The organism is Streptomyces sp. NBC_01476, from assembly GCF_036227265.1.
In the GTDB taxonomy this organism is placed as follows: Bacteria; Actinomycetota; Actinomycetes; order Streptomycetales; family Streptomycetaceae; genus Actinacidiphila.
Genome location: NZ_CP109446.1, coordinates 731,303 through 753,720 on the forward strand (window position 1 = coordinate 731,303; position 22,418 = coordinate 753,720).

General features: G+C 73.6%; 21 protein-coding genes and 1 pseudogene. 9 read left to right on the top strand and 13 right to left on the bottom strand.

Translation table 11 applies throughout. The features are described from left to right. Positions 1-84: 84 nt before the first annotated feature. Positions 85-927, top strand: coding sequence for a DeoR/GlpR family DNA-binding transcription regulator (locus OG552_RS03170; RefSeq protein ID WP_329129381.1), 843 nt, complete (start codon positions 85-87; stop codon positions 925-927). Between the two features lie 29 nt (positions 928-956). Here OG552_RS03170 and OG552_RS03175 read toward each other — a convergent pair whose 3' ends face one another. The 5 genes from OG552_RS03175 to OG552_RS03195 all read right to left on the bottom strand — a co-directional run bounded on the left by OG552_RS03175 (position 957) and on the right by OG552_RS03195 (position 5,538). Next, positions 957-1,418 (bottom strand): hypothetical protein, encoded by a 462-nt coding sequence (locus OG552_RS03175; RefSeq protein WP_329129382.1) that lies wholly within the window; start codon positions 1,416-1,418, stop codon positions 957-959. Positions 1,419-1,655: 237 nt separating this feature from the next. Beyond that, the gene (locus tag OG552_RS03180) at positions 1,656-3,065 is read right to left on the bottom strand and encodes a hypothetical protein (protein WP_329129384.1); all 1,410 of its coding nucleotides are present in this window, start codon (positions 3,063-3,065) and stop codon (positions 1,656-1,658) included. Between the two features lie 108 nt (positions 3,066-3,173). After that, positions 3,174-3,869 (bottom strand): cytochrome b/b6 domain-containing protein, encoded by a 696-nt coding sequence (locus OG552_RS03185; protein WP_329129386.1) that lies wholly within the window; start codon positions 3,867-3,869, stop codon positions 3,174-3,176. Continuing rightward, positions 3,853-4,626 (bottom strand): molybdopterin-dependent oxidoreductase, encoded by a 774-nt coding sequence (locus tag OG552_RS03190; RefSeq protein WP_329129387.1) that lies wholly within the window; start codon positions 4,624-4,626, stop codon positions 3,853-3,855. The genes OG552_RS03185 and OG552_RS03190 overlap by 17 nt, the downstream gene beginning before the upstream one ends. Positions 4,627-4,689: 63 nt before the next feature. Next, a complete protein-coding gene (locus tag OG552_RS03195; protein ID WP_329129390.1) occupies positions 4,690-5,538 on the bottom strand; it encodes an alpha/beta fold hydrolase in 849 nt (282 codons plus the stop codon). Between the two features lie 128 nt (positions 5,539-5,666). Between OG552_RS03195 and OG552_RS03200 the strand changes: the two genes are divergently transcribed. Together OG552_RS03200 and OG552_RS03205 are read left to right on the top strand one after the other, a co-directional pair. Then, positions 5,667-7,007, top strand: a complete 1,341-nt coding sequence (locus OG552_RS03200; RefSeq protein WP_329129392.1) for an aminotransferase-like domain-containing protein — start codon at positions 5,667-5,669, stop codon at positions 7,005-7,007. Between the two features lie 265 nt (positions 7,008-7,272). After that, positions 7,273-7,776: an ATP-binding protein gene (locus OG552_RS03205; RefSeq protein ID WP_329129394.1), complete on the top strand. Its 504-nt coding sequence runs from the start codon at positions 7,273-7,275 to the stop codon at positions 7,774-7,776. 133 nt (positions 7,777-7,909) lie between these two features. Here OG552_RS03205 and OG552_RS03210 read toward each other — a convergent pair. After that, positions 7,910-8,231: pseudogene (locus tag OG552_RS03210) on the bottom strand (SHOCT domain-containing protein). A gap of 206 nt (positions 8,232-8,437) precedes the next feature. Between OG552_RS03210 and OG552_RS03215 the strand changes: the two are divergent. Further along, the gene (locus tag OG552_RS03215; protein WP_329129398.1) at positions 8,438-9,325 is read left to right on the top strand and encodes a DUF2797 domain-containing protein; all 888 of its coding nucleotides are present in this window, start codon (positions 8,438-8,440) and stop codon (positions 9,323-9,325) included. Positions 9,326-9,480: 155 nt separating this feature from the next. Here OG552_RS03215 and OG552_RS03220 read toward each other — a convergent pair whose 3' ends face one another. Continuing rightward, a complete protein-coding gene (locus tag OG552_RS03220) occupies positions 9,481-10,704 on the bottom strand; it encodes an ROK family protein (RefSeq protein WP_329129399.1) in 1,224 nt (407 codons plus the stop codon). 17 nt (positions 10,705-10,721) lie between these two features. Between OG552_RS03220 and OG552_RS03225 the strand changes: the two genes are divergently transcribed. Next, positions 10,722-12,035: an MFS transporter gene (locus OG552_RS03225; RefSeq protein WP_443070859.1), complete on the top strand. Its 1,314-nt coding sequence runs from the start codon at positions 10,722-10,724 to the stop codon at positions 12,033-12,035. 27 nt (positions 12,036-12,062) lie between these two features. On the opposite strand, the gene OG552_RS03230 is transcribed toward OG552_RS03225, so the two are convergent. Continuing rightward, positions 12,063-12,458, bottom strand: a complete 396-nt coding sequence (locus OG552_RS03230) for a MarR family winged helix-turn-helix transcriptional regulator (RefSeq protein ID WP_329129400.1) — start codon at positions 12,456-12,458, stop codon at positions 12,063-12,065. Between the two features lie 86 nt (positions 12,459-12,544). Here OG552_RS03230 and OG552_RS03235 point away from each other — a divergent pair, with 86 nt between their 5' ends. Together OG552_RS03235 and OG552_RS03240 are read left to right on the top strand one after the other, a co-directional pair. Beyond that, positions 12,545-14,113 carry an MFS transporter gene (locus OG552_RS03235; protein WP_329129401.1) on the top strand — a complete coding sequence of 523 codons (1,569 nt, stop codon included), beginning with the start codon at positions 12,545-12,547 and terminating at the stop codon, positions 14,111-14,113. Between the two features lie 118 nt (positions 14,114-14,231). Beyond that, positions 14,232-14,582, top strand: coding sequence for a DUF6332 family protein (locus OG552_RS03240; protein ID WP_329129402.1), 351 nt, complete (start codon positions 14,232-14,234; stop codon positions 14,580-14,582). Here the strand turns inward: OG552_RS03240 and OG552_RS03245 are convergent. From OG552_RS03245 to OG552_RS03255, 3 genes are read right to left on the bottom strand one after another with little or no spacing between them, the layout of a single operon-like run. After that, the gene (locus OG552_RS03245) at positions 14,543-15,208 is read right to left on the bottom strand and encodes a response regulator transcription factor (protein ID WP_329129404.1); all 666 of its coding nucleotides are present in this window, start codon (positions 15,206-15,208) and stop codon (positions 14,543-14,545) included. The two genes, OG552_RS03240 and OG552_RS03245, sit on opposite strands and share 40 nt — an antisense overlap. After that, a complete protein-coding gene (locus OG552_RS03250; protein WP_329129405.1) occupies positions 15,205-16,629 on the bottom strand; it encodes a sensor histidine kinase in 1,425 nt (474 codons plus the stop codon). The genes OG552_RS03245 and OG552_RS03250 overlap by 4 nt, the downstream gene beginning before the upstream one ends. Before the next feature lie 58 nt (positions 16,630-16,687). Continuing rightward, the gene (locus OG552_RS03255) at positions 16,688-17,404 is read right to left on the bottom strand and encodes a TetR/AcrR family transcriptional regulator (RefSeq protein WP_329129406.1); all 717 of its coding nucleotides are present in this window, start codon (positions 17,402-17,404) and stop codon (positions 16,688-16,690) included. A gap of 170 nt (positions 17,405-17,574) precedes the next feature. Here OG552_RS03255 and OG552_RS03260 point away from each other — a divergent pair, with 170 nt between their 5' ends. Continuing rightward, entirely contained in the window at positions 17,575-18,039 is a 465-nt protein-coding gene (locus tag OG552_RS03260; protein ID WP_329129407.1) for a nitroreductase family deazaflavin-dependent oxidoreductase, read from the top strand. Between the two features lie 84 nt (positions 18,040-18,123). Here the strand turns inward: OG552_RS03260 and OG552_RS03265 are convergent, their stop codons facing one another. Further along, on the bottom strand, positions 18,124-19,368 hold the full coding sequence (locus OG552_RS03265; RefSeq protein WP_329129409.1) for a geranylgeranyl reductase family protein: 1,245 nt from the start codon (positions 19,366-19,368) through the stop codon (positions 18,124-18,126). A 167-nt stretch (positions 19,369-19,535) separates the two neighbouring features. Here OG552_RS03265 and OG552_RS03270 point away from each other — a divergent pair, with 167 nt between their 5' ends. After that, entirely contained in the window at positions 19,536-20,915 is a 1,380-nt protein-coding gene (locus OG552_RS03270) for a dipeptidase (RefSeq protein ID WP_443070860.1), read from the top strand. Between the two features lie 130 nt (positions 20,916-21,045). Here OG552_RS03270 and OG552_RS03275 read toward each other — a convergent pair whose 3' ends face one another. Then, positions 21,046-22,197 carry an NUDIX domain-containing protein gene (locus OG552_RS03275; RefSeq protein ID WP_329129410.1) on the bottom strand — a complete coding sequence of 384 codons (1,152 nt, stop codon included), beginning with the start codon at positions 22,195-22,197 and terminating at the stop codon, positions 21,046-21,048. Positions 22,198-22,418 lie beyond the last annotated feature (221 nt).

Consider the following 22,418-nt stretch of genomic DNA (forward strand, 5'->3'; position numbering starts at 1 on the left):
GGCCGCCTCGCGCGTGGAAGGATGACCGCAGCACTTCGGCGTGCGGCATGCTGGACAACGAAAACGGACGGGACGGGGTCACGGGTGAGCGACAACCAGAACCTCCTCGCAGAGCAGCGACGGGCCCTGATCCTGGACGAGGTACGACGGCGTGGCGGCGTCCGGGTCAATGAGCTCACCCGGCGGCTGAATGTCTCGGACATGACGGTCCGGCGCGATCTCGACGCGCTGGCCCGGCAGGGTGTGGTGGAGAAGGTGCACGGCGGCGCGGTGCCGGTGGTGGAGGCCAGCAGCCACGAGCCGGGCTTCGAGGCGAAGTCGGGCCTGGAGCTGGGCGCCAAGGAGGCCATCGCCCGGGCGGCGGCGGACCTGGTCGCCCCGGGCAGTGCCATCGCGCTGGCCGGGGGCACCACCACCTTCGCGCTGGCCCACCACCTGCTGGAGGTGCCGGACCTGACGGTGGTGACCAACTCGGTGCGGGTCGCGGATGTGTTCCAGTCCGTGCAGCGGCGCCCGGGTGCCGGTCACGGCGACGCGTCGGCGACCGTGGTGATCACCGGCGGGGTGCGTACACCGTCGGAGACACTGGTCGGACCGGTGGCGGACCGGGCGATCCGGTCACTCCACTTCGACCTGCTCTTCCTGGGGGTGCACGGCATCTCGGTGGAGGCCGGGCTGTCCACGCCGAACCTCGCGGAGGCCGAGACCAACCGCCAGTTCGTCCGCTCCGCCCGGCGGGTGGTGGTGATCGCCGACCACACCAAGTGGGGGACGGTGGGCCTGAGTTCCTTCGCGTCCCTGGAGGACGTGGACACCCTGGTGACGGACGCGGGCATCCCCGAGGTGCTGCGGGCGGAGATCTCCGAGCACCTGGCGGACCTGATCGTCGCCGGCGATCCCCCGAGCGCCGAGAGCGCCGACAGCTGACACCGCCCGTCCGCACCGGGCCGCACCGGTCAGGTGCGGATGGTCCGCTGCGGGTCGGGCTGCGGCACGACGGTCGTGGGCACCGGCCCGGGGTTGCCGTCGTGGTGATCTCCGTTACCGCGCAGGAAGGACCAGGCGCGGCCCGGCGCGAGCACCACCAGCAGCAGGATCACCACCACCACGACACCCGCCACGCCGCGCAGCCTGGTGCGGCGGCGCGCCCGGCCCTCGGCGGCGTCGCTGCCGCCGGACCACCGGCCGGGCGGGGAGATGGCACGCCGGCGTGTCCTGCCCCGCCGGCTCCTGCGCTCGGCCTCGGCCCGCGCCTCCTCCTCACGCAGCCGCCGGGCGACGAGCCTGGCCCGCGCGGAGGGCTCCTTGGGAGCGTCACTGGCCCGGATATCCCGCTCGCTGTCCTGCAGGAACTGGTCCCACACCTCGTCCGGGAGGGACGGCTCCCCCTCGGGAGCGGGTGATGAATCGGTGGTCACGGTGCGCGTCCCCGTCTCGTCCAGGCGTGGCCACGGGCGGCGAGCCGGTCGCACGGCGCCCCCCACAGGCGGATCAACAGTTCGAGGGCCACTATTACCGGTCGAACGCGCGAAGCCACAAATTCGTTCCGGCCGGGCATCCCGGCCGGCGTCCCGGCCAACGCTGCCGTCCTGCCGCCGCGCCGCCCTTTCGCCCCTCCGCCGGCGCCGTCAGCGCTGTCAGTACGGCCGGCGCTGTCAGCGGTATTCGGCGAACCGGGGCCGTACCGACAGCAGCACCAGCACCCCGGCAAGACCGAGCGCGCCCGCGGGCACCGCGGGCCAGCCGTCCAACGAGCCCCGGGCGTCGGAGGCGTGCACGCTGAAGTCCGCCAACTGCTGCTGGGCGAGCCGGTCGAGAGTGGTCGCGAAGTCCCAGAAGTCGAAGGCCACATCACCGCGCCCGACTTCGGTGAGTACGGTGGCCGCCTCGTCGGTGTTGCCGGCCGCCTTCAGTGCGCGCAGCCGCCTGTCGTCGGCCCGGAAGTGCCCGTAGCGGGTCAACACGTCCTGATAGGCGGGGCGTTCGGCGGCGGTGGCATAGCCGCCGGGTGCCAGCAGCGCGTCGAGGCGCCCGGTCAGCGCGGTGAACTCGGTCGCGTCGGCGGCCCCGTAGGCCGAGTCGTGCACGAACCAGCGGCTCTCGGTCGCGGCGGCCTGGGCGGCCACCGCGCGCGCCTCGGCCAGCCGGTTCCACGGGCGCAGCCCCTGGCCGACCGCGGCCTCGACGCCGCTGGCGCAGGCGGTCAGCGCGAGCGTGCCGGCCAGCGTGACGGCGAGCACCGCGGCGGTGCCGGCGACCAGCGGCAGGCTCAGCAGCCGGCGGTAGTCGCGGGCGAGTTCGCGCTGCCACCAGAGCAGGAAGAGCAGCGTCAGCAGACCGAGCAGGCCGACCACGAGCGCCCATCGCAGGGCGGCGTCGTGGACCTGGGCCTGCCCGTCGGCCGCCTGCTGCTGGTAGACGGAGGAGAGTGCGGCGGCGGCCGGCAGCAGGTCGTCCCGCATCACCTGGCCCGCCTGGACGTTCATGGAGACCGCGACCTGCGGCGGGTGGCCGGCGATCCGGGCGGGCTCCTGCTCGTCGACGTAGGCGGCGCGCCCGCTGAGGTCGTCGTAGCGGCCGAGCGCGTCGAGGAGCGAGCGGACCTGCGGGCCCTGGGCCGCGTCGGAGCCGAGCCGGCGGAGCAGGTCGCTGATCTCGGCCCGCCGCTGCTGGGCGGTGATGAGTGCGAGGAGCTGGTTGCCGACGGACACCTCGGGGTCGGTCGCGGACTGCCCCGGGGCGAGGGTGTCCGCCCGCTGGGCGTCCAGATCGGCCAGTGCGAACCTCAACTCGCCCGCCACTGCGGCCCGTTGGGTGACGGTGGTGCGCAGCGCGTCGGTGTCCCGGCGGACCGCCACCGAGCCGATGACCGCCGGCGCGCAGACCGCGCCCAGCAGCAGGAGCGAGACCACCGCGCGTACCCCCAGCCGGCGCGGCCCCGAACGGCCCGTCCGGGGCCGGGGCGGACGGTAGGGTTCCGGCACCGGCGCGGGCGCCACCGTCACGGGCGCCACCGGGGGCTCGCCCCCCGCCGCCGACCGGGTCGTCACCTGTGACGTCGTCATGCCGCGAACGTAGGTTCGCCCGGCGAAGGGGCAGTGGCCCGACGGCGACCGCAGGGTGTCCCGGATGTAACGGAACGGCTGCGAAGCGCGACCGCGACGCGGTGCCCGTTACGCGACGGGCGGCTGTTTCTGCTGGGGCCGGGCCTTCTTCACCGGCTGGTCCTGCTCCGTGCGCCACAGCCAGTGCTCCCGGTCCGCCCACCAGCGGGTCACGTAGCCGGTGCGCAGGCCGCGGCGGGCCTCGGGATCCTGGGCGGCGAACCGGACGTGTCCGGTGATGGCCACGATGATCAGCAGGAAGAGCCAGTCGTGCACGAAGGTGGCACCGGTGCGCCAGACCAGCGGGGTCAGCCGGGGGAACCACATGATCAGGCCGGTGCCGACCATCAGCAGGATCGAGCCGACGGTGAAGGCGGCGTAGAGCTTCTGTCCCGCGTTGAACTTGCCGGCCAGGTTCGGTTCGCGGCGCCTGCGGCGCAGCGCGATCTTCAGCCAGCTCCAGTCGTGCGGGAAGAACCGCCCCAGCCGGCCGGCGTCCCTGCGGAAGGCCCGGGAGGCCAGGCCGAGCAGGGGCGGCACCGGCAGCGCGATGCCCGACCACTCGTGGATGGTGACCACCAGCCGCCGGCGGCCGACGATCTCGGCGAGCGGCGGGAAGTACAGGCAGACGGCGGTGAAGACGCAGATGCCCATCAGCCAGGCAAGCGAGCGGTGCACCCAGGTCTCGGCGCGGGTGAACCGGCGGACACCGCCGGCCGCCCGGGACTCCTCGGCCCGGGCCATCGCCTCATGCAGTCGGGTCATCATGGCGGCCGTTCGACTTGCCGACCCAGCCATCCACGTCATATCCGTAGTGCTCCCAGTAGCCGGGTTCGACGTCCTTGGTGACCGTGATGCCGGACAGCCACTTCGCGGACTTGTAGAAGTACATGGGCGCGGCATAGAGCCGCACCGGCCCGCCGTGCGCGTCGGTCACCGGCTTGTCGTTCATGGTCAGCGCGACCAGCATGTCGCTGCGGCGGGCCTGATCGAGGGTGAGGCTCTCGCTGTAGACCCCGTCGAAGCAGGTGAAGCGGAGTGCGGTGCCTTTGCCCTGGACGCCGGCCGCGTCCAGCAGGGTGGACAGCCGCACCCCGGAGAAGGCGGTCTTCGGCACCCGCCAGCCGGTGACGCACTGCACATCGCGCACCATCCGGACCTGCGGGAGCGCGCGCAGGTCGGAGAGCTTGTAGGAGACGGGTCTGTCGACGAGGCCGCCGATGGTGAGCCGGTAGTCGGCCTCGCCGCGGTGCGGGATGGAGTTGGACACCGAGTAGAAGCGGAATCCGCCGCCGCCGGGCAGCAGGTCGGTGACGCCGGTGGGGTCCTTGGCGGTGACCGAGGCGAGGACGCCGTCCAGCTTGTCCTGTACGTCGCCGCCCACATAGACGCCCGCCGCGCCGAGGCCGAGCATGGCGAGGACCAGCCGGCGGCCGACGGGGGTGCCGCGCCCCGGCTCCTCGGGTTCCCGCTCGCGGAGCGGTTCCGGTGTCTTCACCGGGGGAGACGGACGGTCATTCATGAGTCGATTCGAGCACGTGCGCGGCGGGCGGGCCAGCGCCGGGCGGGAAACGTCAGACTTTCGTCATATCCGTGCGGCGGTCACGGCCGCCAGCAGTGCGGTCAGTTCCCGGTTGAAGGCGGCGGGCCGCTCCAGGTTCGGCAGGTGCCCGGCCTCCTCGATGACGGCGAGCCGGGCGCCGGGGATCCGGTCCCGCAGGAACTCCGCGTCCGCGACCGGAGTGAACACGTCCTCGCGGCCGACCACGACGAGCGTCGGCACGGCGATGTCCGCGAGCATCCTGCTGTAGTCCGGGCGTTCCGCCCGCCCGCGCAGTGCCGCGGCTGCCCCTTCCGGTGGCGTCGAGGTCATCATCTCCAGTACGTGCGCGGCCACTTCCGGCCTGCGGCGCACATTGGCGGGCGTGATCATCGAGTCCAGTACCTCGTGCGCGTATCCGGCCATGCCCTCCGCGAGCAGGCGGTCCGCCCGCTCCTTGCGTGCCCGTTTCCCGCCCCGTGTCTCGCCCTGGGCAAAGGTGTCCGCGAGCAGCAGGCCCGCGACCCGCTCGGGGAACAGCCGGTGGAACTCCAGCGCGATCTGCCCGCCCATCGACAGTCCGGCCACCACCGCGCGGTCCACCGCCAGATGATCGAGCAGCGCGGCGAGGTCGCGGGCGAAGGTGTCCAGCAGCGTCACCCCGGGCACGACGGTGGTCCGGCCGTAGCCGCGCAGATCGGGGGCCACCCCTCTGGCGCCGGCTCCGGCGAGGTGCGCGGTCTGCGGATGCCACAGCGTGCGGTCGAAGGGATGGCCGTGCACGAAGAGCACCGGCGGGTCCTCCTGCCCGCCGGGGCCGCCGCGCCCACCGAGTCCACCGAGCCCGGTGTCCTCGTACGCGATGCTGATGCCGTGGACGAATACCGTGTTCACCTGTGCTCTTTCCCTCCGCCGGGCCGACAACTCGATGCTATGGGTGGCCTTTTGGGAGGGCAATCCTTATATTGACCTCGGTGCAATCGGCGGGCGGCCCGGGCAGGCCGGGTCAAGGGGGCGCGGACGTGCGGGACTTCCGGCGGGTGGCGGACGCGGTGGCCGGGCAGATCACCGCGGGGAAGCTGAAGGCGGGCCAACAGCTGCCGACGCAGCGGGCGTTCGCCCGGCGGCACGGGATCGCGGAGTCCACCGCGGGCCGGGTCTACGGGGAACTGGCCCGGCGCGGTCTGGTGGTGGGCGAGGTGGGGCGGGGGACATTCGTCAGGGCGGCGCCGCCGGCTGCCTCGCCCGCGCTGGCCGAGCCGTCGGACGCGCGGGTGGACCTGGAGCTCAACTACCCGGTGGTGGCGGGCCAGTCGGAGCTGCTGGGCACCGGCCTGGCCCGGCTGGCCCGCCCGGATGTGCTGGCCGCGGCGCTGCGCCCGGTCGGCGCGGCGGGTACGGCGGCCGCCCGTGCGGCGGTTGCCGCACTGCTCGGCCGGTCCGGCTGGGAACCCGATCCGGGGTGCGTGCTCTTCGCCGGCAACGGCCGGCAGGCCATCGCCGCGGCGCTGGCGACGCTCGTGCCCGCCGGTGGCCGGCTGGGCGTCGAGGCGTTCACCTACCCGGTGGTCAAGGCACTCGCCGGGCGACTCGGCGTCACCCTCGTACCGGTCGACTGCGACGCCGCGGGCCTGGTCCCGGACGCGCTGCGGTCCGCCCACCGCGCCGCCCCGCTCAGTGCGGTGTACCTCCAGCCGACCCTGCACAATCCGCTCGGCGTCACGATGCCGGCCGACCGCCGGGCCGAACTCGCCCAGGCACTGCGGGAGTTGGACCTGGTGGCGGTGGAGGACGCGATCTGGTCGTTCCTCCGCCCGGACGCGCCGCCCCCGCTGGCCGCGTACGCCCCCGAGCGGGTGGTCCATGCCGACAGCCTCTCCAAGCGCCTCGCCCCCGGCCTCACCACGGGCTTCGCGGTGAGCCCGCCCGGTCTCACCGACCGCCTCGCCGCGGGGCTGCGCTCCGGCGCCTGGACGGCGACGGGATACGCCCTGGAGGCCGCCACCGGCTGGCTCACCGACGGCACCGCGGAGACGATCGCCGCCGCCAAGCGGGCCGACGCGGCGGAGCGGCAGCGCATCGCCGCGGACGCCCTGCGCGGCTTCACCCTGCGCACCGACCCCCGGGCCTACTTCTGCTGGTGGGAGCTGCCCGACCCCTGGCGGGCCGACACCTTCGTGGCCGCGGCCGCCCGCCGTGGCATCGCCGTCACCCCGGCCGCCTCCTTCGCCGTACTCCCCCACCGGACCCCCAGCGCGCTCCGGCTCGGCCTGGCCTCTCCCCCGCCGCCGCTGCTGCGCCGCACCCTGACCGCCCTCGCGGCGCTGGCGCGCACCGACCCCGACGACGCAGCACCGGACTGAGCTGCGGGGCGAAGCAGGTCGGCTCCCGCCGTCCGGCGCCCGCCCGACCAGCCACGATGGCTCCGCCGCCGCCTGAGCCCCACGGAACGTCACGCTGGAAGTTGCGCCACGTCCGGCGCCGGGTCACTCTGAAGACGCATCACGGAGTACTGCAGCAGTCACTCTACGCATTTCGCTCAAGTGTTCCCATAGGAGCGGCGTCAGGCCCCGGCCCCCGCATGTGCGGTGGCCGGCCCTCGCCGCGGAGGGAGTCGCAGCCGTGATCATGCAAGCCGACCAAACCGATCCAGCGGCCCGAGAGTGTGCGCTCGAACTGGAAGCGCACCCGTACCGGATCCAGCAGATCCGGCGCATCGTGTCCGCCCAGCTGCGCTACTGGCGCCTCGACCCGCTCATCGACGCGGCGTCGACCGGCATCAGCGAGCTGCTGGCGAACGTCCACCGGCACGCCAAGCCCGACAAGGAGTGCGCGGTGAAGCTCACCCTGGCTCCTGACCGCCTCACGGTGGCCGTCGCGGACCACGACCCACGGCTGCCGCATCTGCAGCCGATGGAGCCGACCGCCACCACCGGCCGCGGTCTGGCCATGGTCGAGGCGATGAGCGACAGCTGGGGTACGGACCTGCTGCCGGACGACACGGGCAAGGTGGTGTGGTTCGTGCTGCGCACCCCGTCGGCAGCACCGAAGCTCGTACCGCTGAAGACGGCCGCGGTGCCGCTGGAGCGGACCGCTCCGGAACTCGTCGCCGTGGCGGCCTCGGTCGCCTGACGGCCGCCCCGCGCGACGGCCGTTGACCCGGACCGGCCGCTGTCCCCCGCACGGGGACGGCGGCCGGTCCGGTCGTACGCCGCCCCCGCACCGCCGCCGGTCCGGTCGTACGCCGCCCCCGCACCGCCGCCGGTCACGCCCGGCCGCCCCTCCCGCCGCGCGAGTCAGGTCCGAAGTGCCTCGTCCAGTACGGACATCCGGCGCCAGTACTCGTCCTCGTCGATCTCGCCCGAGGCGAACCGCCGCCCGAGCACCGCGACCGGTGAGTGCTCACCGGACACCGCCCGGTGCTGCTGCCACGGGCCGCCCGGCGTCTGCCAGGGTCCGCCGCCCCGCCCGCGCCACACCGTCCGCCGCAGCACCGTGATCACCGCGGCGACCGCGAAGACCCAGATCAGCGGGAAGAACAGGATCCAGGGGCCGGGCCCGCCGCCGTGCCACGCCAGGGTGTCCATCGTTCGCCATCTCCTCGTCGTTCGTCGTCACGTGCCGGTTCCTCCGACCCCACCGAGCCTGGTCCTCCGGCGGCCCGCGGTCGTCGTACGGCCGGCGGCACCTGGCCTGCTCTGCCGGGAGTAGCCGGGGCAGGGCGGGCTGCTTCGCCGCGGCTGCCCCGCCGGCCGGCGGTGCGCTGTCGGAGGGTGCGGCTACGGTGAGAGGCATGTGGCGCGGTTCGGGGGTTCGGTGGCGGGACGGTTCACCCGTATGGACCTGGGCGCATCCGGAACTGGACGGACGGGAGAGTCCGCTGCTGATCGGCGACGCCCTGTCCTTCACGGTGGCTCCGGACGCGGTGCGGCTGTGCGGCGGCGTCTGGCGGGCCGGGCGCCTGACGGCGTGTCCTCACGGTGCCGTGCTGCCGCCGGCGGCGCGGCGCGACCAGTGCGAGGCGTGCGCCGCACTGGACCGTTCCTTCTCGGTGGCCGCCGACACCCGGGCCGACGACCCGCAGCCGTACGCGGTCTATCTGGCGTACTTCGGTCCCGGTCTGCTCAAGGTGGGGATCACCGCGGTGCGGCGGGGTCCGGCGCGGCTGCTGGAGCAGGCCGCGGTGTGCTTCACCTTCCTCGGCGAGGGCCCGCTGATGACGGCTCGGCGTACCGAGGCCGTGCTGGGCACGGCGCTGCGCGTGCCGGACCGGATACCGGCGGCGGCGAAGCGGGCGGCCCGCCATGAGCTGCCCGCCGCGGGCGCCCGTGCGGACGAACTCAAGGGCCTGTACGACGAGGTGACGGCGCTGCGCGGCCGGCTGCCCGAGTCGTTGCGCCTGCGCCCGTTCGAGGCCGTGGACCACGGTGCCCGCTTCGGGCTCCCCTCGGCGCCGCCGACCGCCGAGGTCACCGCGCTGCCAGCGGGCCGCACCCTCGCCGGCACCGTCCTGGCCGTCGCGGGGCACGACGTGCACCTGATGACGGGCGGCACCGTGACCCTGCTCGACACCCGGCTGACCACCGGCTGGCCGCTGCGGCGGGGCGCCCCCGGCGCGGTGTCCGACGCGCCGACCGCACCGCTCGCCCGGCCGGTGCGGCAGCCGGAGCCGCTGTTCTGAGCGGGACGGCCACCGGGGGCGGTGGCCACCAGGCGCGCGCCTGCGCCTGCTCCTCCGTGAGGTCATCGCCGCGGCGGTCCCGGCCTCAGCCCGTTCCCGCCCTGATCACCCATCACGGGCCCGATCCGCGCGACGTCGCCTCGTGTGGCCCGGCGCTAACCGCCCAGCACCGCCAGCGGATCGTCCAGCACCGGCTGCCACGCCAACTCCGCCGCTCCCACAAGGCTGTTGTGGTCGAGCGCGCAGGCCAGCACCGGCACGCTCCCGCTCCTGCCCCACAGGCTGTGGTCCGCCACGACGGCCCGCAGCGCCTCCGGGTCGGCGTCCAGCAGATAGCGGTGGAGCCCGCCGAGCAGGATGCGGTCCGGGTTCAGGACGTTGACCAGCCCGGCCAGCCCCCGCCCGAGCCGGTCGATCAGCACCTGCGCGGCCTGCCGGACCGACGGATCCGCGTACTCCTCCTGGAGCAGGTCGATGGACTGCTGGAGGAGTGAGCCCTCCGGCCCTGGGGCGCGGCCGGCCGCCTCCAGGAAGGCCAGCGGGTCCGCCTCCACGTCGAGGCACCCGCGGCTCCCGCAGTGGCAGGGCCGGCCGTCGGGCAGCACGGTGAGGTGCCCGACCTCCAGCGCCAGACCCGAACTGCCGGTGTGCAGGTGACCGCCCAGCACCAGCGCGCCGCCGACACCGCGGTGCCCGGAGGCGACCACGAGGAGGTGCTGGGCGTCGCGGCCGGCGCCGTGGCGGTGTTCGGCGAGCGCGGCCACGTTGACGTCGTTGCCGACGAAGGACGAGACCGGCGCCCCGTCAGGTCCGAGGATGCCGACCCGGGCGATCTGCCCGGCGAACACCTCACGGACCGGAGCGCCCGCGGGCCAGGCCAGGTGCAGCGGGTTGAGCGCGGTGCCCTCGGGTTCGGCGACCGCGGACGGCACGGCGAGGCCCGCCCCGACGCACACCCGCCCGTACTCCCGCAGGAGTCCGGCCCCGGCCTCGACGACCGCCCCCAGGACGCGGGCCGGATCGGCCGGCACGGTCATGCTGAGCGGCGCGGTCGCCACGATCTCCCCGCCGAGCCCGACGAGCGCGGCGCGGAAGCCGTCGGAGTGCACCTGCGCGGCCAGCACCACGGGACCGCCGGGGTCGACGTCCAGGCGGTGGGAGGGCCGGCCCTGGGCGCCCGAAGGTCCGGTGGGCCTGGTGTCGACCCGGATCAGCCCGAGCGCCTCCAGCTCCGCGGCGACCGCGCCGGCCGTGGCGCGGGTCACCCCGAGCTCCGCGGTGAGCAGAGCGCGGGTCGCCGCGCGGCCGGTGTGCACCAGGGAGAGCGCGGGGCCGAGCGCGCCCCGGCCTCGCTCAAGCCTTGTCCGAATCTGTGTCACCCCCCTATTCTGACTTTGTGCCGACGCTAAACAAAATAGGGACCGTCTTCGCGACGCTGCCCCGATCCCACCACACTCCCGCCTCCGACCCCGCCCTCCGACGGCTGCGCGTCGCACTGACCGTCTTCTTCGCCGTCGACGGCTTCCTCTTCGCCGGCTGGGTCGTCCGTATCCCGGCGATCAAGGCGCAGGTCGGCGCGTCCTCAGGAGAGTTGGGCCTGGCGCTGCTGGGAGTGTCGGTCGGCGCGATCGCCACCATGGTGACCACCGGCAGGCTGTGCCGGGCGTTCGGCAGCGAGCGGGTGACGGTAGCGACCGGCGTCCTGCTCTCGCTGAGCATCGCCCTGCCGCCACGCACCCACTCGGCCCTGGGGCTCGGCCTGGTGCTGCTCCTGTTCGGCATCTCCTACGGCGGCATGAACGTCGCCATGAACAGCGTCGCTGTCGATCTGGTGAGCGCACTGCGCCGCCCGGTGATGTCCAGCTTCCACGCCGCGTACAGCCTGGGCGGCCTGCTCGGCTCCGGCATCGGCGGCCTGCTGGCCCCGCACCTCTCGCCCGCCACCCATCTGCTGCTGCTCACCCCGGTCGGCCTGGTGACGGTGGCGCTGGCCGGGCGGGTCCTGGTGAAGCATCCGCTGAGCGGGCCGGTGGCGCGTGCGAGGGCGGCGGTGCGCAGCGGGGAAGAGGCTCCCGCACGGAAAACGGGCCCGGTTCCCCCGCAGGAAACGAACTCGGCCGAGCGCCGGCCCGAGGGAGACGGGAAGCCGGGCCTGGCCAGGCCATCCGCCCTGCTCGTCGCCGTCTTCGGCCTGATCGCGGCCTGTTCGGCGTACGGCGAGGGCGCGCTCGCCGAGTGGGGACCGCTGCACATCCAGCAGGATCTGCACGGTGGTTCGGGCCTGGCGGCGGCCGGTTACTCCTGCGTGACGCTGGCCATGACGATCGGGCGGCTCTCCGGCACGGCGCTGCTGGTCCGGCTGGGCCAGACCCGGGCCCTGGTGCTGGGCGGCCTGGTGGCCTGCGCCGGGATGCTGCTCGCGGCGCTGGCACCCCTGGTGGCGCTGGTGATGATCGGGTTCGCGGTCACCGGGCTTGGGCTGGCGAACCTCTTCCCGACCGCCATCGCCAGGGCGGGCGAACTGACGGGTCCGAGCGGAGTGGCCGCGGCCTCGACCCTCGGTTACGGCGGGATGCTGCTCGGCCCGCCCACGATCGGCTTCCTCGCGGACGCGTTCGGGCTGCCCACGGCGCTGCTCACCGTCTCGGCGCTTGCCGCGGTGGCGGCGGGGATCGCGTACTCGGTACGCAACAGCGGCGCGGTGGTCTGACCGGCGGGGCGGCCGGCCGAAGGGCCGTCAGCCCCTGGGCAGCATCCGCTCCAGTACGGCGAGATGGCCGGGCCTTGCCTGCTCGTAGAGATCGCGGCCCGCGTCGGTGATACCGACCCGCACCCCGCGGCGGTCCTCACTGCAGATGCCGCGGTCCACGAGGCCGTCCTTCTCCAGCCGGGCGACGAGCCGGGAGAGCGCGCTCTGACTGAGGTGGACGCGGTCGGCGAGTTCCTGCACCCGGAACGAGCAACCGCCGTCCTCCGCCTGGCCGCCGGCCAGTACGTCGAGGACTTCGAAGTCGCTGGCGCACAGTCCGTACGGGTGGAGTTCGCGGTCGATCTCACAGGCCGTGCGCGCGTGGACGGCGAGGATCTGCCGCCACTCCGTGACGAGCGCCCGCTCATCCCTGTCGCCGTTCATGTCAGGAGGGTAACAGGAAACGATCCCATATGCACAAACATTAAATGCGCTTGCATTGAATGCGCGTGCATGGAAGTCTCCCTCCCATGACCTCTCCGTCATCCACGCCGTCCACGGCTTCAACGGCTTCCACGCCGGTCCCCGTCCCCCGCACCGGCTCCGACGAGCGCTGGAGCGCCCTGCAATGGGGCACGCTCCTCGTGCTCTGCGCGGCGCTCTTCCTCGACGCCCTCGATGTGTCGATGGTCGGCGTGGCGCTGCCCTCGATCGGCGACGAGCTCCACCTGTCCACGTCCTCACTGCAGTGGGTGGTCAGCGGTTACGTCCTCGGCTACGGCGGTCTGCTGCTCCTCGGCGGACGCGCGGCCGACCTGCTGGGCAGGCGCCGCGTCTTCCTGATCGCGCTCGGTGTCTTCGCGGTGGCCTCGCTGCTCGGCGGCCTCGTCGACTCCGGCGAACTGCTGATCGCCACCCGCTTCGTCAAGGGCCTCAGCGCCGCGTTCACCGCGCCGGCCGGCCTGTCGATCATCACCACCAGCTTCACCGAGGGCCCGGTCCGCAACAAGGCGCTGACCATCTACTCCAGTTGCGGCGCCACCGGCTTCTCGATGGGCCTGGTGCTCTCCGGCTTCCTCACCGAGGCAGGCTGGCGCTGGACGATGCTGCTGCCCGCTCCGGTGGCACTCGTCGCGCTGATCGCCGGTCTGAAGCTGATCCCGCGCTCCCCGCGTGAGCGCACCGAAGGCCGCGGTTACGACCTGCCGGGCGCCCTCACCGGCACCGGCGCCATGCTGCTGCTGGTGTTCACCGTGGTCTCCGGATCCCAGGCCGGCTGGGCGTCCGCCCGCACGCTGGGCTCCTTCGCCGCGGTCGCGGTCCTGCTCGCCGCCTTCGTCTTCACCGAACAGCGCACGCCCCACCCGCTGATCCGGCTCGGTGTGCTGCGCTCCTCCGGGCAGGTGCGCGCCAACCTGGGCGCCGCCACCTTCTTCGGCAGTTACGTGGCCTTCCAGTTCCTGGTCACGCAGTACCTGCAGAACGTGCTCGGCTACAGCGCGATGCAGACCGCGCTCGCCTTCCTGCCGGCCGGCTCCCTGGTGGCCATCCTGTCCACCCGGATGGGTCCCATCGTGGACCGCTTCGGCACCTCGCGGGTGATCGCGGCCGGCTTCACCTCGCTGGTCATCGGCTACGTGCTCTTCCTCCGGATCAACCTGCACCCGAGCTACGCCGCTGTCATCCTGCCCTCGATGCTGCTGCTCGGCGCCGCCTTCGCCGCGGCCTTCCCGTCCCTGAACATCCAGGCCACCAACGGCGTCAAGGACCAGGAGCAGGGCATGGTCTCCGGCCTGCTGAACACCTCCTTCCAGGTCGGCGGCGCCATCTTCCTCGCCGTCGTCACCGCCGTGGTGACCGCGCACGCCGGATCCGACCCGGGCAGCAAGCAGGCGGTCCTGGACAGCTACCGGCCCGGGCTGCTGGTCGTCACCGGCATCGGCGCCGCGGGGCTGCTGCTGACCCTGTCCGGACTGCGCCGCCGCCCACCGTCGTACGGGGTCCTGGTGGCGTCGTCGGCGACCGAGCCCACTCCGGCCGAGGACACGGCGGCACAGCGGGACAAGGCCGCCGCCGAGCAGGTCGTGGTACGCGACTGAGCCCGGCTGCCGGTTCCAGGCCGGCCGGGCCCCGCGCGGCGGTGAACGCGCGGGGCCCGGCCCTTTCCGCGTGGGACACTTGACGGGCCGTCGGGAGACGGCCGGGGAGGGAGCCGGTATGCACAGGAGCCGTACAGAGCACGAGCGCGACGCGGTGACCGTCGAGATCGTCTTCGCCTCCGCGACCGGGGCGCTGCTGGCCGCCGCGGGCTTCGCGGCGACGATCAGTCCGGTGCTGGCCGACGCGGCGCACGGCACCGCGCGCGAGGGGTGGTTCACCGCGGCGATCGTGGTGGCGGCGGGGCTCTTCTGCGGGCGGGTGGCACTCACCTTGCGGCGCTTCGAGCGGCAGAACCGGCTGCGACGGGTCGACGTGACGGTGGGTCCGCCGGCCGGGCCCGCGGATCAGCCGGCCGGCCGGCCCGGCGGTCAGCCGAGCCAGCCGGGGCGCACCAGGCCGGACTCATAGGCCATCACGACCAGTTGGGCCCGGTCGCGGGCGCCCAGCTTCACCATCGCCCGGCTCACATGGGTCTTGGCGGTGAGCGGGCTCACCACAAGCCGCCGGGCGATCTCCTCGTTGGACAGCCCCATCCCGACCAGGGCCATCACCTCGCGCTCCCGTTCGGTGAGCTGATCGAGGGCCGCCGCGGCGGCGGGCTGCTTCGAACGGGCCGCGAACTCCGCGATGAGCCGCCGGGTCACCCCCGGTGAGAGCAGCGCGTCGCCCGCCACCACGGCCCTGACCGCACGCAGCAGTTCGGCCGGCTCGGTGTCCTTGACCAGGAAGCCGGAGGCACCGGCCCGGATCGCCTCGAAGACGTACTCGTCCAGCTCGAAGGTGGTGAGGATCACCACCTTCACGTCGGCGAGCGTGGGGTCGGCGGTGATCCGGCGGGTGGCGGCGAGGCCGTCGAGTACCGGCATCCGGATGTCCATCAGCACGGCGTCGGGCGCCAGTTCACGGATCTGGCGCAGCGCCTGCTCGCCGTCCGCCGCCTCGCCGACCACATCGATGTCGCGCTGCGCGTCGAGCAGGGCGCGGAAGCCGGCCCTGACCAGGACCTGGTCGTCGGCGAGCAGGACGCGGATCATCGGCGCTCCTCGGCGTGAGGGCGGTGGCGCGGGTGATCGCGGGGTAGGCGGTCGGGGGCCGGGTGGTTGGGGGCCGGGTGATCGCGGGCGAGGTGGTCGGGCGCGGAGTGATCGGGAGCCGGGTGATCGCGGGCGAGGTGGGCGGGGGCCGGGTGATCACGAGCCGGGTCAGGCCGCCGGCCGACGGCGGGCAGTGGCAGTGTGGCCCGGACCCGGAAGCCGCCGCCGGGGCGCGGGCCGGCCTCGACGGTGCCGCCGAGCGCCGCGGCGCGTTCGCGCATGCCGATCAGGCCGTTGCCGGTGCCGGCGCTGGCGTTGCCGCTGGTGTTGCCACTGGCGGAGCCGCTGCTGCCGGCCAGTCCGCCGCTCTCGCCGCCCGCCGCTGCGGCCGGGCCGTCGTCGTCGACCTGGACCTCGACGGCGTCCGGCCGGTGGGTGAGGTGGATGCGGGCGGTCCGGGAGCCGGAGTGCCGCACGATGTTGGTGAGCGCCTCCTGGACGATACGGAAGGCGGCGAGGTCGGCGCCAGGGGGAAGTGCGGAGACCTCGCCCTCCACCGTGACCTCGGCGGTGAGGCCGGCGAAACCGGCCTGCTCGACCAGTTCCGGCAGCCGGTCGAGGCCGGGAGCCGGCGAGCGGGGCGCCTCACCGGGGGCCCGCAGGGTGCTGAGCACCTGGCGCACCTCGCCCAGCGCTTCCTTGCTCGCGTCCCTGATGGTGGTGAGGGCGGTGCGGGCCTGCTCGGGTCGCTCGTCGATCAGGGCCAGGGCGACACCGGCCTGGACATTGATCACCGAGATGCTGTGCGCGAGCACGTCGTGCAGTTCGCGGGCGATCCGCATCCGTTCCTCGTCCGCCCGGCGCCGCTGGGCTTCGGCGCGTTCGCGGCGGTCCCTGGCGATCTGCTCCCGGCGGACCCGGAACAGTTCGGCCGCGGCGAGCACGGCGAGCAGCCAGGCGCCGGAGGCGGAGACCTGCTGCCAGGACATGCGGTGGGCACCGGACGGCGGCAGCCACCGGTAGAGCCATTCGCCGACGATCACATACCCGGCGAAGCCCACCGCGGCGACGATCAGCACCCCTCGGCGGTGCCCGGCGGCGACCGCGCTGAAGAAGGCGACGACGAGACCGGCGAAGACCGGCCCGTACGGATAGCCGAGTACGACGTAGAGCAGGGTGACCGCGCAGGTGCCGGCCGCGACCGCCACCGGCAGGCGGCGGCGGAGCAGGAGCAGGGCGGGGCCGGTCAGCAGCAGGACGCAGCCGAGCGCGTCCAGCCCAACGCGGTGCGTCTGGTGGCGTCCGGCCACCCCGGAGCCGACCAGCTGGATGACGGCGATCACCAGGGGAGCCGGCCAGGCGGGCCGTGCGGCGGCGGGGAATCTGCGGCGCGCCGGTCCGGGCAGCTCCTCGTACGTCATGCGTCCACGCTAGACCGCGGCCCAGGGGGCCGGCGTCCGCCGGCTGAGGGGTCCGCGGCTACTCCCCCGGGAGTACGCGGAGCCCGATCTGGGTGGCCACGGCTGCGGCGGCCTGGTCGAAGAAGGCGCTCCTGGCCTCCACCACATTGTTGAACTGGCCGAACACCTCGAAGCTGATGATGCCGAAGACCTGCGCCCAGCCGCCGACCAGGGCGGCGATCACCGGGATCGGCAGATCGGGAGCGAGATCGGCGGCGAGCCGGCCGGCGTCGGCGCGGACCGGCGTGGCCAGCGGGCGGCCCTGCGGTTCGCCGAGCCGCCCGGCGCGGTGGGCGTCGCGGATCACCTCGGTCAGCGCCAGGGCGACCCGTGCGGCGGGGGCGATGGTGTCGGGCGGCGCGCTGTAGCCGGGGACCGGCGAGCCGTAGATCAGGGCGTACTCGTGCGGATGGGCCACCGCCCAGTCGCGGGCGGCCCGGCAGACCGCGATCCAGCGGTCGAGGGGGTCGGCCTGATCGCCGACGGCAGCGGCGAGTGCGGCTTCCGCGGTGGCGCCTATCGCGTCGTACGCGTCGACGATGAGGGCGGTGAGCAGGTCGTCCCGGCTCGGGAAGTACCGGTAGAGGGCCGAGGAGACCATGCCCAGTTCGCGGGCGACGGCCCGCAGCGAGAGCCGGGCCGCGCCCTCGGCGGCGAGCTGCTTCCTGGCCTCGTCCTTGATGGCCGCGGTCACTTCGACGCGGGCCCGTTCCCTGGCTCCTCGGATCACGCTCATCCGGTCAGTGTGCCACATTCGGCGAGCGACGTTCAAGAATGAGATTGGCGCACAGAAAAGAGATCAGTGCTCTTGATTTTCGCCGCGCGTCCTGTCAGGCTGTTCTCAAGCGAGAGCACCGCTCACAAATGCGGTCGGGGTCCACACCTTTCACCACAGGGGAGAACACCATGTCCGAGCAGGCCGTCCATGTGCAGAAGCCCGGCTGGATCACGGTCCACGTCCTGAACCGGAGCGTGAGCCTGCTGACCAGGGCCGGCATCAGCGTCTGGGGTTCACGCGTGCTGGCGGTGCGCGGCCGCAAGAGCGGTGAGTGGCGGCGCACCCCGGTCAATCTGCTGACGCTGGACGGGAACCGCTATCTGGTGGCCCCGCGCGGCCACGTGCAGTGGACGCACAACATGCGGGTGGCCGGCGGCGGCGAGCTGCTGCTGGGCAAGAAGACCGAGGAGTTCACCGCGACCGAGGTCGCCGACGACGACAAGCCGGCCATCCTGCGGGCGTACCTCAAGCGCTGGAAGGCCGAGGTCGGCGTCTTCTTCGGCGGGGTGGGACCGGATTCCACCGACGAGCAGTTGCGCGCGATAGCGCCCGATCACCCGATATTCCAGGTCCACCACGTCGACGCGAGGTGACGGCGCCTGCCGCACCGAGCAGGGCCTGCCGGGCAGTGGGGCGGTCGCGCAGGTCCGACGCCGGCCGGACCTGCGCGGCGACGGTCAGCCGCGGTCGGCCGCGCTCAGCGCACGGCGGGCCAGCGGGTGGGTGCGGACGAGTTCGGCGAGCGAGATCTTGCCGCGGGTGATCCCAGCGAAGGCCCGCCAGGCGGGCGGGAAGGTGGTGAGGGCGGCGTGCAGCAGGCCGGGGCGCCGCTCGAAGAGGTTGAGCATACGGCGGCCCACTCCCATCTCTACTCCGAGTCCGGCCTTCACCGCGAAGGCGTAGTTGAGCGCCTGGCGGCGGGCGTCCACGGCGTCGTGCGACTCGGCGATGCGTACCGCCCACTCCCCCGCGAGGCGCCCGGAGCGCAGCGCGTAGGAGATGCCTTCCCGGGTCCAGGGTTCGAGCAGCCCGGCGGCGTCACCACAGACCAGCACCCGGCCGCGGGAGAGCGGGGAGTCGTCGGCGCGGCAGCGGGTGAGGTGGCCGGAGGAGACACTGGGTTCGAAACCGGACAGGCCGAGCCGGGCCACGAAGTCGTCGAGGTAGCGCTTGGTGGCACCGCCGTCACCGCGTGCGGAGATCACGCCCACGGTGAGCGAGTCGCCCTTGGGGAAGACCCAGCCGTAGCTGCCGGGCAGCGGCCCCCAGTCGATGAGCACCCGGCCGGCCCAGTCCTCGGCCACCGAGGGCGGCACCGGGATCTCGGACTCCAGCCCGAGGTCCACCTGGTCCAGCTTGACGCCGACATGTGCTCCTATCCGGCTGGCGCTGCCGTCCGCGCCGACCACGGCGCGGGCATAGACGATCTCTTCTTCCTCGCCGCGCTTGCCGTCGGAGTTGACTATCACCGCCACGGTGCGGCGGTCGGGAACACCGGGACCGTGCTGCTCGACACGGTTGACGGTGACACCGGTACGGACCTCGGCGCCTGCCGTCTTGGCCGCCTCGACCAGCCCCGCGTCGAACTCGGGCCGGTTGATCAGGCCGAAGAGCATCTGCCGGGAGCGCTTGGTCCGCGACAGCCTGCCGTTGAGGCTGAAGGTGACCGCGTGCACCCGCTCGCGCAGCGGCAGTTCGAAGCCGGGCGGCAGCGCGTCCCGGGAGTAGCCGATGATGCCGCCGCCGCACGTCTTGTACCGGGGAAGCACGGCTTTCTCCAGCAGCAGGACCCGGCGGCCCGTCACGGCCGCCGCGTGGGCGGCCGAGGCTCCGGCCGGACCCGCGCCGATCACCACGACGTCCCAGACCGAGGAGGTCTCGCCGTCCACGGCACCACTGTCCTGCGCCTCTTCACCGCTCACGTCTGTTTCCGCTCCCGCTCGGCCCGTTCGGCTGTCTTCGCTGTTCAGCCGCATCCTATTGCGCCCGTCGGCGACTGGTCGCTGTGGCACCATCGGCAGCGAGCCATTGCGGGTGGCAACCACCGCGAGGGCCGCAAGATTTCCGCCTGTCCCTTCGAGGAGTTCTTATGCCGTTGCCGTCCGTTCCGCTTGCCGACACCGTGGCATCCCTCATCCCCCGGGCCAAAGCCGAGCTGACGCAGCTCGTGTCGTTCGCTTCGGTGGCCGACGAGCGCCAGTTTCCCCGGAGCGAATGCGAGAAGGCCGCGGCCTGGGTCGCGGGTGCGCTGCGGCAGGAGGGGTTCCAGGATGTCGCTCTGCTCGACACGCCCGACGGCACCCAGTCGGTGTACGGCTTCCTGCCAGGACCAGCCGACGCCCCGACGGTGCTGCTCTACGCGCACTACGACGTTCAGCCGCCGCTGGACGAGTCCGGGTGGCTGTCACCGCCCTTCGAGCTGACCGAGCGGGACGGCCGCTGGTACGGGCGCGGCGCGGCGGACTGCAAGGGCGGTGTGCTGATGCACCTGACCGCAGTGCGGGCGCTGAAGGAGCAGGGCACGGTGCCGGTCAACGTCAAGGTGATCGTGGAGGGTTCCGAGGAGCAGGGCACCGGCGGCCTGGAGCGGTACGCAGAGGAGCACCCGGAGCTGCTGACCGCCGACACCATCGTCATCGGCGACTCGGGCAACTTCCGGATGGGACTGCCCACGGTGACCTCCACGCTGCGCGGCATGGTGCTGATGGAGGTACGGGTGGCGACGCTGGAGGGCAATCTGCACTCCGGGCAGTTCGGCGGTGCGGCGCCGGACGCGCTGGCCGCGCTGATCCGGATCCTCTCCTCGCTGCACGACGAGAGCGGCGCCGCCACCGTGGACGGGCTGGACGGCGACGGACACTGGCCCGGGATCGCCTACGAGGAGGCGGACTTCCGGCAGGACGCCGGTGTGCTGGACGGGGTGGGGCTGGTCGGCACCGGTGAGGTGGCGGACCGGCTGTGGGCCCGCCCGTCGGTGACCGTCCTCGGCATCGACGCGCCCCCGGTGGTCGGCGCCACACCTTCCGTGCAGGCCACGGCGGCCGCCCTGGTGAGCGTACGAATCCCGGCCGGTTTCGACGCCGGGAAGACCGCCGAGGCGCTGACCGCCCACCTCCGGTCGGCCGCCCCCTGGGGCGCGAAGGTCGAGGTGACGCAGCGCGGCAGCGGGCAGCCCTTCGCCGCCGACACCAGCAGCCCGGCGTACGAGGCGATGGCCGAGGCGATGCGGGAGGCGTACGGGCAGGAGATGGCGATCGCCGGACAGGGCGGTTCGATCCCGCTCTGCAACACACTGGCCACCCTCTACCCGCGGGCGGAGATCCTGCTGATCGGCCTGAGCGGGCCGGATGCCCGCATCCACGCGGTCAACGAGAGCGTGTCACCGCAGGAGTTGGAGCTGATGTCCCTGACCGAGGCGCTCTTCCTCCGGCGCTACGCCGCCTCCCAGTCGGCGGGCCTGGGCGTCTGATCCGGCCCGGGGAGGTCCGCGGGGCCGTAGCCGCTCCCCCGCCCCCCGCCGGCGGGGCGACCGCCCGGCGGGGGGGCGCGCGAGCCCGGCCCGGCGGGACCGGGACGTGGGAGCCCGGCCCGGCGGGAGGTCACTCCGCCGGGTGGCCCGCTTCCAGGTTGAGGGGGCGGCCCTGCTCGCGGGCCCGCAGCGCCCAGCGGAGACGGTCGAGGCGGAGCGGGGGCAGCAGTCCTGCGGCCTCGTCCTCGGTGACGAAGCGCCAGCCGCGCAGTTCGGCGTCGGGCAGCAGCAGCCGGTCGATGTCCGCGGTGGGCACCCGGCCGCCGTCGAAGATCAGCCGGAGGCCGCCGTGGCCTGGTGGTTGGGGCGGTTCCCAGTCGACCACGAGGAGTTCGAGGCCGCGGGTGAGTTCCAGGCCGAGTTCCTCGGCGACTTCGCGGTGTCCGGCCCGGGCCGGCGACTCACCGCGTTCCACGATGCCGCCGGGGAACTCCCAGCCGGGTTTGTAGGTGGGGTCGACCAGCAGCACCCGGTCGGCGTCGTCGAAGAGCAGCACCCCGGCGGCCACGGTCTCGGCGCGCGGCTCCGGGGTCTGCACGATCCCGCAGGCACCGGCGCCGCGGCCGACCGCCTCGGCGACCGCGAGGGCGGTCTGCCGGGGGGTCAGCCCGGCGGTGGGCAGCAGGTACGCGTCCTCGGTGAGCCAGGCCAGCGCCTCCTGGTAGTCGGCGATCCGGTCCAGCGCCCAGCGGCGGGCCGGCTCGTCGCGGTCGTCGGCGGGGTGGTTGGCGGGGGCGTCGGTGGGACCGGTGGCCGGGTCGTTGGTGGGGTCGTTGGTGGGGTCGTTGGTGGGGACGTTGGTGGGGACGTTGGTGGGGACGTTGGTGGGATCCGCTGCGGGGTCTGCCCGGCGTGCGGCGATCCGCTCACGCAGGATCGTTTCTCCAGGCTCGAGGAGCACATGACGGACCTCGATGCCGCGGGCCGCGAGCCCGCCGAAGATCTCGTCGCGGTGGTCCTGCCGGAGCAGGGTCATCGGGGTGACGAGCACCCCGCCGACCTCGTTCAGCAGCGCGGCGGCGGTCTCGACCACCAGCCGGCGCCAGATGGGGAGTTCCTGGTAATCGGTGGCTTCCTGGAGCCGTTTCTCGGGCAGCAACTGGCGCAGACAGCCGCCGAGGACCTCGGGTTCGTACAGGGTGCTTGCCGGTATCAGGTCAAGCATTTCGCGTGCCGCGGTGGTCTTGCCCGCGCCGAACGCCCCGTTCACCCAGATGATCACGGTGCCCCCTTCTCCGTAGACCCCTACGAATTGCCCGGATCATCGACCCCGGCAAACGCGACGGGCGCCACCATGCCCCCGGCGAACGCGCCCCGCCCGCGCCGGGGAGCACGCGCCGCCCGGGCACCGGTGCTCCGTATGCCCCCTGCGACCCGCCGAACACACCGCCACCCGGGCCCCGTCCCGCGCGGCGACCCCGGCGCGGGGCATGCCTGGGCCCT